Source organism: Bacillus sp. BC08 (assembly GCF_054326875.1).
Window position 1 is genome coordinate 348,016 of the sequence record NZ_JBTGPA010000035.1, and the last position, 14,260, is coordinate 362,275.

Sequence of the window (14,260 nt, forward strand, 5' to 3'; positions counted from 1 at the left end):
GATGCGTAAATTTTCTCATGTATTTTCATTTTATTTCAGGGAAGCGTTTTTATCTAAAAAATCATTAATTACGAGTGCGATTTTATTTTTAGTTGTGTTTGGGCTTTTCGCATTTAATCATTTCACTGCTGATAACGATAAAGGAAAAGATAAATTTGCGGTAGTAACTGAAAGCGATACTTATAAAGTGCAAGAAAGTGATGTAACAAAGTTACTTCCGTCTGCTAAAGTAACTGTAGAAAATAAGGATAAATTTAATGAGCTACGTAAGCAAGTGGAAGATGGGGATTTAGACGGTTTATTCCATATTACAGAAAAGAATGGTATTCCAGAAGTGACGTATATGTATAGTGGTTTTCCGAGCCAATCAACGGCTACACTTATGGCAAGTTATTTAAAAGAACAGTATACAGCGGTAATGATTGAAAAAAATAATGTATCTGCAGAAGTAGCCAAACAGTTACAGATGGAAATTCCGTTAAAGCAAGAGGCAGTAAAGGATCATGCATCTTCCTTTGGAATTGGTTATGTTTTCTCGTTTGCCTTATATATGTTTATTATTGTGTTTGGAACTGCAATTGGGATGACGATAGCATCTGAAAAGTCATCTCGTGTTATGGAGTTAATGCTTCCGAAAGTAAAACCATTAACAATGCTACATGCTAAAATTTTAGCAATTGTTTCTAGTGCTTTACTATTACTAGTTATTGCTTCCTTCGGCTTTCTTGTACCATATTTATTAGGTTGGGTAGATTTAGAAAACGCATCTTTAATAGGACTTACACTAGACTTTTCTAAATTGGATGCGGTAGTAATTAGTATGTTCGTTGTATATTTTGTTACGGGCTACTTACTATATGCAATGTTATATGCAGCGGTTGGGGCTGTTGTATCAAAAATTGAGGATGTGCAATCTCTTTCGTTCCCAATTACAATGTTAGGTGTAGCAGCATTTTTCATTAGTATTAAATCATTATTTGATCCTAATAGTACATTAGCTGTAGTTAGTTCATATATTCCATTCTTTACACCTATGGTTACATTTTCAAGACTTGTAGCTGGTGAAGCTGGGGCTGTAGAAATTGGTGTGACGTTAGTAATTTTATTGGTGACTATCGTTATCATCAATATGCTTGCAAGCCGCATTTATGTAAACGGCGTAATGAATTACTCAGACAAAGTGAAATTTAAAGATTTAGCGAAATTTATAAAGCGTCAATAATGAGAGAAAGCATGATTTCCTATTGAAATCATGCTTTTTCTTTATGTATAAATTAAAAATAGTATATAATAATAAGAGTCGTCTTTTAATAGAATGAATGCAAAGGAGGGTGTGCAGATGGGAATTAGTAGTCGTTTTACAGTAGGTGTTCATATGTTAACGTTACTTGCGATTGATCGAAACTCTCGCTGTACCTCTGAATGGATTGCTGGTAGTGTGAATACAAATCCGGTTGTGATTCGTCGCATTACAGGAATGTTGAAGAGAGCAGGACTTGTTGATGTACAAGCTGGTAAAGGTGGTACAACACTTGCTCGTGATTTAGAAGAAATTACATTACTTGATGTATATAAAGCAGTGGAAGTTGTAGAAGAAGGACAGCTATTTTCCTTCCATGAAAATCCCAACATTGAATGTCCAGTAGGAGCTAATATTCAATCAGTATTAGAAATTATTTTAATGCAAGCGCAAGAAGCGATGGAAAACGTACTTGCAAATGTAACGGTAGATCAATTAGTTACAAACTTAAAGTCTAAAATGAAAGAGTAAAAAAGCGAGCATCCTCATAATGAGGGCTCGCCTTTTTTTATTCAGAAATATTGAAAATTCTATTTTTCAGTATTTAAAATAAATTTACCAACAATAGCTGCTACGATACCACCAAGAATTGGTGCAACGATGAATACCCATAGTTGAGAAAGTGCTTCTCCGCCAGCGAATAAAGCTGGTGCGATACTACGAGCTGGGTTAACAGAAGTTCCAGTTAACGGGATACCTAATAAGTGAACTAAAACTAATGTGAAACCAATTACTAATCCTGCTAGAGAAGAACTTCCTTTTTTACCTGTTACAGCAACGATCACTAAAATGAATACGAAAGTTAAAATAAATTCAACTAGAAATGCTCCAGATAAACCAAGAGTTCCAAAACCATTTTGTCCTAAATTATCTAAAGGTGTTTTAGCAGAGCGTAAAATTGTTACTAATGTTGCAGTTCCTAATAAACCACCTAAAATTTGAGCTAATACATAATAACAAAGTTCCATAGCGTTCATTCTTTTGTTGATGAACATAGCTACTGATACTGCTGGGTTGATGTGACATCCAGAAATTGTTCCGATGCTATATGCCATAGCCACAATAGATAGACCGAAAGCCATAGCGATTCCTAATGTTCCAATTCCTTCAATTCCGCCGCCAATGACAGCTACTCCAGTTCCGAATAATACAAGTACAAATGTACCAATAAATTCAGCGATTGCTTTTTTTAACATAATTTACCTCCTAATATTGCGCATGAAACGTATTATAACATAGGTTTTAGTATAAACAGCTAATGAAATACTATTCTGATAAGGCGAAATAGGGGGACAATAAAAAAAGAGTATGGTTCTTTGTTATAGAACCATACTCTTTTTTATGCTGTTTTTTTCTGCTTAACGATTGGAACGGATCGATTTAAAATACTATTTGCAACCATTCCTAACATAATAATAATCATTCCAAGTAGGGAAAGCCCACCAGGGAATGAACCATTCAAGAAAACAATTTCGCCAAGCACGGTAAAGACCATCGTTCCAGCCTGCGTTGCTTCAACAGCTCCAAGTAGGGCGAGGTTATCTTTTGCTAAGTCAGTAGCAAAGAAAAATGTCATCGTTGCAATTACGCCTGAACATAATGCTAACAAAAAGCCTTGCAGCATTTGGCTTGATGTTGGAATACCGGTAGTAGAAAATCCATATATACCAAGTAAAATTGTTATAGGAAGACTTCCGATTGCCATTCCTAATACGCGTTGGAACGTATCGAGACGGCCGCCAACAAGCTCCATCATTTTTCGGTTGCCGAATGGATATAAGAAAGCAGCCACCACGACAGGTAAAAATCCTGAAATAAACTGAGTCATTGTAATATGACCTGCTGTAGTTGCTTGCATACAAATTACACCAAGTAAAATAAATAATGCAACATATAAACTACGAAGTGGAATTTTTCCGCGTACAAGTTTTGCGCCTGATTTCGTTTCTATTTTAACGAAGAACAATGGTGATAAAAGTAATCCTGCTAATATCGTAACTTGCCAAGTTCCAGCAACGAGCCACGCTGGAGAAAAGACAGCTGCGAAACTTAATAAAGAATAGAAACCAATACCAGCAACGGAACCCCATCCGATCCACGCTAATGGATGTTTCTTTAATTCTTCCCATAACCCCCTTAAGTTTTTGCGAAATAAAACGATAAAGAATAAAATAGGGAGAGCGAATAAAAAACGGAAGGAAGCTGTCCAAGCCCAGCTCGTTCCAGATACATTCATCGCTCTATTAATAATAAAGGTTGCAGAAAAAAAGGCTGATGATAAAAGGCCTAATAAAATTGCGCGCATGAAGTATAGCACTCCTTTCGGGATTTGATAATTATGTATAGTATAATATACTTAAAAATAATAAAAGTAAACTATTTTATACTTTAAGGTGGTTTTATAGATGAAAGAACATGAAGATATGCAAACGAAAGAAGTCATTCAGCAAGTAGGTCAGCTATTAAGACAAATTCGAAATGAACAAAAATTAAGTTTAGAAGAATTAGCTCAAAAAACAGGTGTTAGTAAATTAACATTAGGAAAGATTGAAAGAGGCGAAACGAATCCGACGTTAGCTGTCATTTGGAAAATAACGAAAGGGTTATCGATTCCTTTATCGAGATTGATGGTTGTTGGAGAACCTGTAGCTGTTGCGCGCTGCGGAGAAGGATTTGCAGTAGATGTAGGACAAGCATGGCACTTAGAAACGATGTTCCGTTATACGAAAGAAACAGGGATGGAAATGCATCGTGCTTGTTTAAGATCGAATAGTATATATGAACCAGAAGCTCATCATGAAGGTGCTATTGAGCTTGTAACGGTCATGAAGGGGAAAGTATCGATTCAAGTGGAAAACGATGTATACGAATTAAATGAGTTTGACTCTATTCAATTTGAAGCGAACAAAAAACATAGTTATAGAAATGAAGAAGATGAAGTAGCGGTATTACATTTAACGATGAAATATTCTTCATAAAAAAATCACCTATAGAATTCTATAGGTGATTTTTTATATTTCGATTAAGTATATGCAGGATGACACTAGTACGAACGTGGCATAAGTAATAAACAAATGAAATAAACTAAAAAACCAGTCCCAAAACATAAAATAGCAATGACCCAAAGTATGCGAATGAGGGTAGAGCTAATATCAAAATATTCTCCTAAACCGCCACATATACCAAATAGCATTTTATCAGTTTCGGATTTACATAACCTTTTTGACATCTTTCAATCCACTCCTTTTTTAGCAAGCTATATACTTCTATTCTATATAGAAATTTATGAGAAGACTATGAGGTTGTATTACATTTTTTTAGGGAACAGTCGTAATAATTGTCTTAATTTTCAGTTGATATTAGAATTATAGGTAAGAGGTAACTTTTAATAAAGGGTGGGGGAATAGAGATGACAGTATATTGGTTGACTAATGTAATGCTTGAATCAGGGTATACATATGAAGAGGGGAGAATTTCCCAAACAGAAACAGAGTTATGTAGTTTACTCATTGAGGATGGACGAATTAAAGAAATAATAGCAGGGGCTGTTCAAGAGGAAGGGATACTGATTCTTGATGCTAATCGTTTATTAATTTTGCCTGCTTTCGAAGAAATGCATATTCATATTGATAAGACGTATTATAGTGGCCCTTGGAAAGCTTGTATGCCAGCAGAGAATATTTTTACACGTTTTAATGAAGAAGAAAAAATTTTGCCGAAGCAATTAGCAACTGCTCAAGATAGGGCGGAAAAGATGCTAGCGTTATTGCTTCAAAATGGTGCAACGAATATAAGAACGCATTGTAATGTTGATCCGATTATTGGACTTGGTAATTTGGAGGCGACGTTAGCGGCGCTGGAAACATATAAAAATCAGGTTTCTGGTAGAATCGTTGCTTTTCCGCAACATGGATTATTGCGCAGTAATTCTGTGCAGCTTGTGAAAGATGCGATGCGTATGGGTGCGGATCTAGTCGGTGGAGTAGATCCAGCTACAGTGGATAATGATATTGAAAAATCATTACATACCATTATGGATATCGCAGTAGAATTTAATGCGGATGTTGATATCCATCTGCATGATGCGAATAATCTTGGAACGTTTACAATGAAGAGATTGGCAATTCTAACAGAAGAAGCGGGATGGCAAGGCCGCGTAACAATTAGTCATGCGCTTGGACTTGGTGGTGTTACGGATAAAGAAGCTGAAGAAGTGGCGGAAAGACTAGCTGCTTTAAAAATTGATATTACTTCAACGGTGCCAATTGGGAAACAAGTAATCCCAATACCATTATTAGATAAAAAAGGTGTGAAAGTTTCATTAGGAAATGATAGTATTACTGATCATTGGTCGCCGTTTGGCACGGGGGATATGCTACAAAAGGCAAATCGATTAGCGGAGCGTTTCGGATGGAGTGATGAAAGGTCTTTAGGAAAAGCACTTCGCTTTATTACAGGAGGAAAAGAAACGTTAAACGATGAAGGGAAGCGAGCTTGGCCAAATGTAGGAGATGAAGCGAGTTTTGTTTTGACAAATGCAACATGCGTCGCTGAAGCAGTAGCGCGTCAAACAGAGAAGTGTTTCGTTGTACATAAAGGAAATATTGTTGTTGGTAGTTTAAATGAGGTGGAATTAAATAATCTTGTGTAAAAGAATCGTTTGAATGTTTTGAGGAGGGTTCTAATTGTGAGTGTAGAACCCTTCTTTTTTATGCTTACAATATATTTCTTATAGGTTAGCTAGCTAGGAAGGATGAAAAATTTGGACAATCAACATAACCAAAATCATATTATGGGAACTTTGCAATGGTTTATATTTTTATTAGCGAATTCAATCGCTTTACCAATTGTCGTTGGCGGATTATTTCATCTTACGACGGAAGAAATATTTTATTTAATGCAGCGTACATTCTTTGTAGTTGGTATATCTTCTTTTTTACAAGGTTGGCTTGGACATAGACTACCAATTGCGGATGGACCAGCTGGATCTTGGGTTGGCGTATTTACCGTACTTGCTTACGCAACTGCCGGACAAGATCAATTACATAGTACGTTGCAAATTTTAGAATTAGGAATGATAATTTCCGGTGTTGTTTTAATAGGATTAGGAATTACTGGTTTTATCGGACGTATTTTATTTTTATTTACGCCGCTTGTGACAGGAACGTTTTTACTTTTATTATGTTTACAGTTAAGTGGTGTGTTTCTAAAAGGAATGCTAGGAATTACTGCTACCGTTTCTCAAATCGATGGATTTACAGCAATAATTGCGTTTAGCATATTTCTTTTTGTTATTATACTATCTAACTTCGGAAAAGGTTTTGTCAAAAGTTATGCGGTTTTAATAGGATTAATTAGTGGGTGGATTCTTTTTCTAATTGCAGGAAAAGTGACGATTCCATCTCAAGTAACTCATTTTGTGCAACTTCCACAAATATTTGCTTGGGGACTTCCGAAATGGAATACAGGTATGGCTGTATCAAGTTTCGTTATGGTATGTATTTTAGTTTCTAATACAGTGGCAGCTATTATAGCAATTAATCAAGCTACCATTCAAAAAGGGACTATTGAACAGAAACAGTTGAAGGATGGTACGTGGGTTGGAGGGATTTCTCATATCATTTCTTCTGTATTTTCAACTGTAGGTGTCGTGCCATTACCAGCAACGGCAGGATTTATACGTTTAACGAAACAAAAATATATAAGATCGTTCTTACTAGCATGTATGTTACTAGTCGTAATGTCGCTGTTTCCGAGTATTATTCGTTACTTAGCATCGTTGCCATCCGCTGTCGCATCTGCGGTTTTAATGGCTTCGTTCGTACAGCTAATTGGAATTGGATTTCATAATATAAAACAAGTGCCGATGGGCGAAAGGAATGTAACGATTTTAGGAGTTGCTGTATTATTTGGAAGCGGTGTTATGTTTTTACCGTCTGGAGCACTCCAATCACTGCCGTCTGTGATGCAATATATATTCGGAAATGGTTTGTTTGTAGGTACAGTTGTCAGCATATTACTAGAACAAATATGGCGTACTGAAAAGTGAGTGGATACAAAGAGTGTCTGCACTGTATAAAAGTCTAAAATAACATGTGAAATAAAGCCCATTTTCATTCACCACCCGCACATTTCGTTCATACAATATCTTGACTAAATAAACACCCAACTTACACATACACGGCTCTGGCTTAAGCAAGGAGGGTTATACCAGTTGAAGGAAAAAGCGTATCAATCTAAACCGTTACTCACAAAGAGAGAGAGAGAAGTATTTGAATTACTAGTTCAAGATAAAACAACGAAGGAAATTGCAGGTGAACTTTTTATCAGTGAAAAAACAGTACGCAACCACATCTCAAACGCAATGCAAAAGCTAGGAGTTAAAGGACGTTCACAAGCAGTTGTTGAGCTTCTTCGCATGGGAGAGCTCGAACTATAAAAAGAAAGCCGACTTTTAAATGAAGAGTCGGCTATTTTTCTGTTTATATTTTGAAGTGCGTAAAGGTTCTTGAGCTTAAGGAAGTAATGGGAAGAATCCGTCGCGATGATAAGTGATTATATGCGTTTCATAATGCATAAATCCGAATAACTATAATGTGAAGAGACTAGTAAGAGATGCAGAAATTTAAAGGTTAAGAGAATAGGTGAAAGAAAAGTTTAATGCGGATTTACTAAATTGAAGAAAATATTGTTTATCCTAATGAGATGATTGATATAACATACACTGCATTGATGGTTGAATGTTTTTATGTGGTTTATATAAAAGGTCAGTTAAACTTGACTATTATTTGTTATAGTTAAAATAAAAAGGGGTTAAGGATATGAAGTGGATAATTTCAGCAAACCCGAACAAATATGACGTAGTAAGTGCTTTTAATCAATATGATTATATTGATTGGAGCCAAAGTGCAAATCACGAGATTGGGGATGTTATTTACATTTATTGTTCGGCTTTTATAGGGAAAATAAAGTTTAAATGTATTGTAGAAGATGTAAATATACCGTGGGAAAACGTTAACGATGAAGATGAATTTTGGATGGAGAAAGAAGATTATCAAAAGGCGAAAACAAAAAGATTTATGCGTTTGTGTTTACAGCAACAGATTGAGTCTGACGATTTAGCTCTTGAAAGGTTAAGGGAAAACGGATTGTTAGGCAATATTCAAGGTCCAATGAAATTAGAATCAAAAGTTGATTTACTAAGCTATATTGAAGAATGTTTTAATGAGGATATTTCAAAATCCGTCTATCCAGATGAGGTGCCAGAACAATTATCTATTATGGAAGGGCATCGAAAAACAGTAGTCGTCAATCAGTACGAGCGTAGTGCTGTAGCAAGAAGGAAATGTATTGAACACCATGGTTGTTATTGTCACGTTTGTCATTTTGATTTTGAAAAACAATACGGTTCTTTAGGCAAGGGATTCATTCATGTTCATCATAAAATACCACTTAGTGAAATAGGGGATGAGTATGAGGTGGATTATGTGAATGATTTGATACCAGTTTGTCCTAACTGCCATGCGATGCTTCATAGAAAAAGCATGAATGGTTCCTTTTTAACACCTGAAGAATTGAAATTGTTAATGAATAAATAATGTAAGATGGGGGAATTGTGGGTGTTATTTGAAGGGGATTTAATCTGATATTAGAGAACGGCTAGATTAGATACTGAATCATTTGATGTAGAAGAAAGTAGCCGACTTATATAAAGAGTCGGCTATTTTTCTGTCTGTTTCATGTTCTATAAGAATGATAAGAACACTCCATACATAAATAGGTAGTAAGGAGGGGATATGTTGAAAAGGGTATTGTTAGTTTCAACAAGCGCTCATGATATGAATGGACACCCGACTGGTTTGTGGCTGGAAGAGCTCGCAGCTCCTTATCATGTATTTAAAAAGGCTAAGTTCGATGTTGATATTGTGTCGATAAAGGGTGGTAGAGTACCTATTGATAGAGTGTCTATTCCGAACGGGATACCTCGTGAATTTAAGCATGTTGCTTCTTTATTGCAAAATACGAAGCCGATCTCAACGGTTCAGTTTTCGGATTATGATGCGGTTTTATTTGGTGGTGGGCACGGAGCGATTGTAGATTTTCCAGGTAATCCATATGTTGCAAATTTGATTGAGAATATGTACAACAATAACAGGATTGTAGCAGCTGTTTGTCACGGAGTAAGCTCTTTAGTCCGTGTGAAAAATAAAGATGGCTCGTTTTTTGTTGCCGGTAAGCGTATAACAGGTTATACGAATGATGAGGAAAAAGCTGTACATTTAGAAAAGCGAGTGCCTTTTTTATTAGAAAGTAAATTGAAAGAAGAAGGGGCTTTGTTTTATGTTGCTCCAAATTTCACGCCACATGTCGTAGTAGATGGGCGTTTAATTACAGGGCAAAATCCGCAGTCTAGTATGGAAATAGGGAAAGCAATAAGAAGAGCTATAAATAAATTATAGAAAAAGTGCTCGTTACTCATAAAGGTAGCGGGCATTTTTTCTATAGTATAAATGACTCTTAAACTAAAAAGATGTATTGCGTATAGTGACTTCATTTATAATTAATCGTGAATTTGCTATACTATTTTGTATGGACAAAAGGGGAGGCTCTTTTAATGAGAAAAGTTGCGTGTGCAAACACTTATATTAATAAAATAAAGCCCGTTATTAGAAAAACGAGTTTTAGCCAATTGAAAATAGATGAAATTGCGAGATATATGGATATTAGTAAAGCTACTTTATATAAACGTTTTTCTTCAAAAGATGAGATTATTGAAGCTGTGGTAGAAGATTTTATGAACTACCTTCTTGAAGGAGATGCGGATAATCAAGATGAAAATATGTCTTTTGCAGAACGTTTCCAAAAGACGTTTATCCACTCTTTAAAATGTGTGACATATATTTCTGATGTCTTTTTACAAGATTTGAAAGAGGCATATCCGCACTTATCTGATCAGTTAGTCGCTGCACAACAAAATCGTAATCATAATTTGCAAATGTTTTTTGAAGCTGGTATGGAACAAGGCTACTTTAATAAAATGAACGCACAATTATTTATGGTGCAAGATGACGTGATGTTAAGACGTATTATAGATCATTCTTTTTGTATTCAGTACGATATTACGTTAAAGAAAGCGATACTTGATTTTTATCAACTAAAGAAGTATCAACTGTTTAAACCAGAGTATATAGAAGCAATTGATGATTCTGAAGTTGAAAAAGAAGTTATTGCTATTTTGCAAATGATTTCGTAAAAAAGAAGATTTTCCTATAGTAATGGAAAATCTTCTTTTTTATTACCTATTATTTGTTTATATGTTGTAATACTAATTCAGCTACTGGGCCACCTGAAGCTGGGTTTTGACCGGTGATAATACGATTATCTTCTACAGCGTAAGCTTCCCAAGGTTGCGCAGCTTTTTCGTAAAGCCCTCCGTTTTTAATGAGTTCATCTTCTGTTAAAAATGGAACGAATTGATCTAATTCAGCCAATTTCTCCTCTTCATTTGAGAATCCTGTTACTTTTTTTCTGCTAATTAAACGTTCTCCATTACTTAATGTGATGTGAAATAAACCAGCAGCTCCGTGACAAACAGAGGAAACAATTCCGCCATTTTCATAAATGTTGCGGCTAATCATTTGAAGTTCTTTATTTTCTGGGAAGTCCCAAATTACACCGTGGCCGCCTGCATAATAAATAACAGCGTAGTCTTCTGGGTTCACTTCACTCGGCTTCATTGTAGAACCGAGACGATTCATAAATTCTTTCTTGTGATACCATTCCCAATCGATGCTCTCCGCCATTGCTAAACTATGAGGATCAATCGGTGTATAGCCGCCTTGTGGGCTGACATAATCTACTTCGTAACCAGCGTCTTCTACTTTTTTAACAAAATGGACAGCTTCACCAAGCCAAAGACCAGTAGCTCGATTTAAATTTGGATATTTTTCTACGCTCGTTAATACGACTAACATTTTTTTCTTCATCATAACCCTCCTGTGATGTTTCTTCTATATAAAAATTCTTTATTTACTTACTTGGTTTTATTAAGTTAGAAATTGCAAATTTGAATAACCATGTCAGTCCTTCTTATATCGGATTCGAAATTAGTGTATAACAATTTTTGAACAAAGTAAACTAAAAACACCAAATTAGTTTACTTTGTATATTTTTCGTTGACAAACTGTAATGCTGAAATTATGATAGTTCCATGAATATCGAACAACGTACATGTCTCGTTTCAAATTCAATTTGTCGTGCGATGAATGTATACATTTGATGAAGTTGTTTAGTGGTAATAGGGGAGCTAAAAAACTTTACCACGCATTAACGGGCAGTAAGATCCTCCACCTCTAAATTCAGCGAAAACAAAGAAGTTAGGTGGAATCAACTGTCCGTAAAAGCCCGATTGGTTCAACTAATAATCAGCGGGGGATGAAGAACCCCCGCTGATTAAAGTTTCACTTTATTTTTCATTTACAGTTACTACAATCAGGAGAGGTGTTACACATGGGGAAAGATATAAGTAACCATTCAAAATGGTTTGTTTTCACATTATGTTTTATCGTTTTATTAGGACCGATGAATGCAGTTTTATTTAATGTAGCGTTAGAGGATATGGCGCGTGATTTATCCATTAGCCAATCGAAGGTAAGTTGGGTTGTAGTAGGTTATTCCTTAGTTGTCGGTATTGGTTCGATGATATATGGAAAGCTGGCTGATCGTTACAGTGTAAAAAAACTATTAATTATTTCAATTATCATATTTGTAGCGGGTTCTATTATTGGATTTATGAATCAATCTTATGCGGTTACCATTCTTGCAAGATTAGTGCAGGCGAGTGGAGGAGCGGCGTTTATTGCGCTTAGTATGATTGCAGTGGCAAAGTTAGTTGTTCCTGCTAAGAAGCCTGGTGCGTTAGCTATGATTAGTTCTTCTATTGCATTAGCGATAGGTATCGGTCCTTTAGTTGGCGGCGCTATTACAAATACATTAGGGTGGCCATATTTATTTTTATTTATGGTTATTTCAGTAGTGGGGATTTTCTTGCTTATAAAATTTATGCCAGAAGAAGTGCGGCATACGGACGAAGCGTTTCATTTTGATTACACCGGAGCGGCGTTATTATTTGCATTCATTACGACTGTTTTATTAGGAGTAAATATTAATAGTTGGCTATTTGTGTTATCGGTTGTTTTCTTATTTTTATTCACGGTTCGTATGAAGAACACGGAGCATCCATTTATTGATATTGAGTTGTTTACAAATAAACCATTTCTTCGTTTAATAGCGGTCGGATTTATAATGAATGTGGCGCTATGTGCTAGTTTATTATTATTGCCATTATTGTTAGGGAGAGAGCACGGATTGTCTCCATTCGTTATCGGAATTGCACTGTTTATTGCATCACTCTTTGGTATTGTATCTAGTTTTCTTACTGGAAAGATCGTCCCTTCGTTTGGAAATGTGAATATGATTTATGTAGCATCTGCCATTATGATCGTTGGCTTTTTAATTTTAGGGCTTATTCCAAACGGGAACATAGCCGTTATTGTATTGGCGATTATTTTAACGTTTATGAGTTATTCAGCTATTCAAGTATCAGTAAACACATTTATACCGAAAACATTACATCCAGCTAAAGTTGGAGTCGGTCTTGGTTTATATAATTTAATTAACTTTTTCGGTATGGCATTTGGACCAGCTGTATCGAGCAAAATTATGGAATCTACAAATAGTTATCGTTTGAATTTTATTTTAATTGTCATGTTAATTTCCGCTCATTTCTTCTTATTAATAGGAATGTCTTCTTTCCAAAAAAAGATGGAGCAATAAATATGCGCTTTATATAGAAGGTCGGTTATTTTTCTGTCTTGCAAATTATGAAAAAAAGGAGCAAAATAAAAAAGGTCCTAGTCTATACAGGTACAAATGAAAATTTTCATACAGAAGCAGTTTAAGTTAGCGAACTTAAAGTGTGTAAAATATAATGATAAAAAAAGATGATGAATGAGAAAACGGGTGATGAAGTTGAATAGAGCAATCGGTGTTATCGATTCAGGAGTTGGCGGTTTAACAGTAGCGAAGGAATTAATTCGTCAGTTGCCGAAAGAGCGTATTATATATTTAGGGGATACGGCACGTTGCCCTTATGGTCCACGTTCTCGAGAAGAAGTGCGTCAATTTACGTGGGAAATGACGGAGCATTTACTAGATTTAAATATCAAAATGTTAGTTATTGCGTGTAATACAGCAACTGCGGTTGTATTAGAAGAGATGCAGAAACAATTACCAATTCCAGTGGTAGGAGTTATTCACCCAGGATCACGTACAGCTTTAAAAGTAACAGACACGTATCATGTTGGGATTATTGGAACGATCGGAACGGTGAAAAGTGGTGCATACGAAGAAGCATTAAAGTCGATTAATAACCGTGTTATGGTAGAAAGTTTAGCGTGTCCGCCTTTCGTTGAACTTGTAGAAAGTGGCAATTTTGAAAGTGAAATGGCATATGAAGTTGTAAGAGAAACGTTGCAACCGCTGAAAAATACTGATATTGATACACTTATTTTAGGTTGTACACATTATCCGATTTTAGGTCCTGTTATTAAAAAAGTAATGGGAGATAAAGTGCAACTAATTAGTTCAGGTGATGAAACAGCACGCGAAGTAAGTACAATTTTATACCATAGTAAAATGTTGAATGAGGGAGAGGAACAAAGTGATCATCTCTTCTTAACAACAGGAAAAATAGGCCTATTTAAAGAAATTGCATCAAAATGGTTCGGTCAACCGATTGAAAATGTGAAACATATTTATTTAGAAAAAGAATAATAGTAGAATTCATATAAGTGAACTCCTGAGAAATCAGGAGTTTTTTGTTTAGAAGAAGCACAGCTTGTTCTAAAACATGAAACAGCTCGTATACATAATAGTACAAACTTAGATTTTAGGGGGGAA

Annotated in this window: 15 protein-coding genes; 11 read left to right on the forward strand and 4 right to left on the reverse strand. The window is 35.5% G+C overall.

The genetic code is table 11. The features are described 5' to 3' along the window. The first annotated feature begins 1 nt into the window (after nucleotide 1). Both ACXVYO_RS19895 and ACXVYO_RS19900 read left to right on the forward strand, forming a co-directional pair. A complete protein-coding gene (locus ACXVYO_RS19895) occupies nucleotides 2-1,222 on the forward strand; it encodes an ABC transporter permease (protein WP_132131029.1) in 1,221 nt (406 codons plus the stop codon). 117 nt (nucleotides 1,223-1,339) lie between these two features. Continuing rightward, the gene (locus ACXVYO_RS19900) at nucleotides 1,340-1,771 is read left to right on the forward strand and encodes an Rrf2 family transcriptional regulator (RefSeq protein ID WP_000512998.1); all 432 of its coding nucleotides are present in this window, start codon (nucleotides 1,340-1,342) and stop codon (nucleotides 1,769-1,771) included. Nucleotides 1,772-1,830: 59 nt separating this feature from the next. On the opposite strand, the gene ACXVYO_RS19905 is transcribed toward ACXVYO_RS19900, so the two are convergent. Further along, nucleotides 1,831-2,496 carry an MIP/aquaporin family protein gene (locus tag ACXVYO_RS19905; RefSeq protein WP_000913204.1) on the reverse strand — a complete coding sequence of 222 codons (666 nt, stop codon included), beginning with the start codon at nucleotides 2,494-2,496 and terminating at the stop codon, nucleotides 1,831-1,833. Between the two features lie 143 nt (nucleotides 2,497-2,639). Continuing rightward, nucleotides 2,640-3,605 (reverse strand): DMT family transporter, encoded by a 966-nt coding sequence (locus ACXVYO_RS19910; protein WP_458468295.1) that lies wholly within the window; start codon nucleotides 3,603-3,605, stop codon nucleotides 2,640-2,642. Between the two features lie 100 nt (nucleotides 3,606-3,705). Between ACXVYO_RS19910 and ACXVYO_RS19915 the strand changes: the two genes are divergently transcribed. After that, entirely contained in the window at nucleotides 3,706-4,278 is a 573-nt protein-coding gene (locus tag ACXVYO_RS19915; RefSeq protein WP_098764102.1) for a helix-turn-helix domain-containing protein, read from the forward strand. Nucleotides 4,279-4,343: 65 nt separating this feature from the next. On the opposite strand, the gene ACXVYO_RS19920 is transcribed toward ACXVYO_RS19915, so the two are convergent. Further along, nucleotides 4,344-4,529 carry a PspC domain-containing protein gene (locus tag ACXVYO_RS19920; protein WP_000044335.1) on the reverse strand — a complete coding sequence of 62 codons (186 nt, stop codon included), beginning with the start codon at nucleotides 4,527-4,529 and terminating at the stop codon, nucleotides 4,344-4,346. A gap of 180 nt (nucleotides 4,530-4,709) precedes the next feature. Between ACXVYO_RS19920 and ACXVYO_RS19925 the strand changes: the two genes are divergently transcribed. The 6 genes from ACXVYO_RS19925 (at nucleotide 4,710) to ACXVYO_RS19950 (ending at nucleotide 10,553) form a co-directional block, all read left to right on the forward strand. Then, on the forward strand, nucleotides 4,710-5,951 hold the full coding sequence (locus tag ACXVYO_RS19925) for an amidohydrolase family protein (protein WP_458468296.1): 1,242 nt from the start codon (nucleotides 4,710-4,712) through the stop codon (nucleotides 5,949-5,951). A 102-nt stretch (nucleotides 5,952-6,053) separates the two neighbouring features. Further along, nucleotides 6,054-7,349 carry a purine/pyrimidine permease gene (locus ACXVYO_RS19930; RefSeq protein WP_458468297.1) on the forward strand — a complete coding sequence of 432 codons (1,296 nt, stop codon included), beginning with the start codon at nucleotides 6,054-6,056 and terminating at the stop codon, nucleotides 7,347-7,349. Nucleotides 7,350-7,514: 165 nt separating this feature from the next. Beyond that, nucleotides 7,515-7,739, forward strand: a complete 225-nt coding sequence (gene gerE, locus ACXVYO_RS19935) for a spore germination transcription factor GerE (RefSeq protein ID WP_000659484.1) — start codon at nucleotides 7,515-7,517, stop codon at nucleotides 7,737-7,739. Nucleotides 7,740-8,121: 382 nt separating this feature from the next. Next, nucleotides 8,122-8,898 (forward strand): HNH endonuclease, encoded by a 777-nt coding sequence (locus ACXVYO_RS19940; RefSeq protein WP_458468298.1) that lies wholly within the window; start codon nucleotides 8,122-8,124, stop codon nucleotides 8,896-8,898. 198 nt (nucleotides 8,899-9,096) lie between these two features. Continuing rightward, nucleotides 9,097-9,759, forward strand: a complete 663-nt coding sequence (locus ACXVYO_RS19945) for a type 1 glutamine amidotransferase domain-containing protein (protein WP_458468299.1) — start codon at nucleotides 9,097-9,099, stop codon at nucleotides 9,757-9,759. A 155-nt stretch (nucleotides 9,760-9,914) separates the two neighbouring features. Next, nucleotides 9,915-10,553, forward strand: coding sequence for a TetR/AcrR family transcriptional regulator (locus tag ACXVYO_RS19950; RefSeq protein WP_458468300.1), 639 nt, complete (start codon nucleotides 9,915-9,917; stop codon nucleotides 10,551-10,553). A gap of 49 nt (nucleotides 10,554-10,602) precedes the next feature. Here the strand turns inward: ACXVYO_RS19950 and ACXVYO_RS19955 are convergent, their stop codons facing one another. Then, nucleotides 10,603-11,286, reverse strand: a complete 684-nt coding sequence (locus ACXVYO_RS19955) for a type 1 glutamine amidotransferase domain-containing protein (RefSeq protein ID WP_458468301.1) — start codon at nucleotides 11,284-11,286, stop codon at nucleotides 10,603-10,605. Between the two features lie 523 nt (nucleotides 11,287-11,809). On the opposite strand from ACXVYO_RS19955, the gene ACXVYO_RS19960 reads away from it, so the two are divergent. Together ACXVYO_RS19960 and racE are read left to right on the forward strand one after the other, a co-directional pair. Continuing rightward, entirely contained in the window at nucleotides 11,810-13,135 is a 1,326-nt protein-coding gene (locus tag ACXVYO_RS19960) for an MFS transporter (protein ID WP_458468302.1), read from the forward strand. 189 nt (nucleotides 13,136-13,324) lie between these two features. Beyond that, nucleotides 13,325-14,134: a glutamate racemase gene (gene racE, locus ACXVYO_RS19965; RefSeq protein WP_458468303.1), complete on the forward strand. Its 810-nt coding sequence runs from the start codon at nucleotides 13,325-13,327 to the stop codon at nucleotides 14,132-14,134. Nucleotides 14,135-14,260 lie beyond the last annotated feature (126 nt).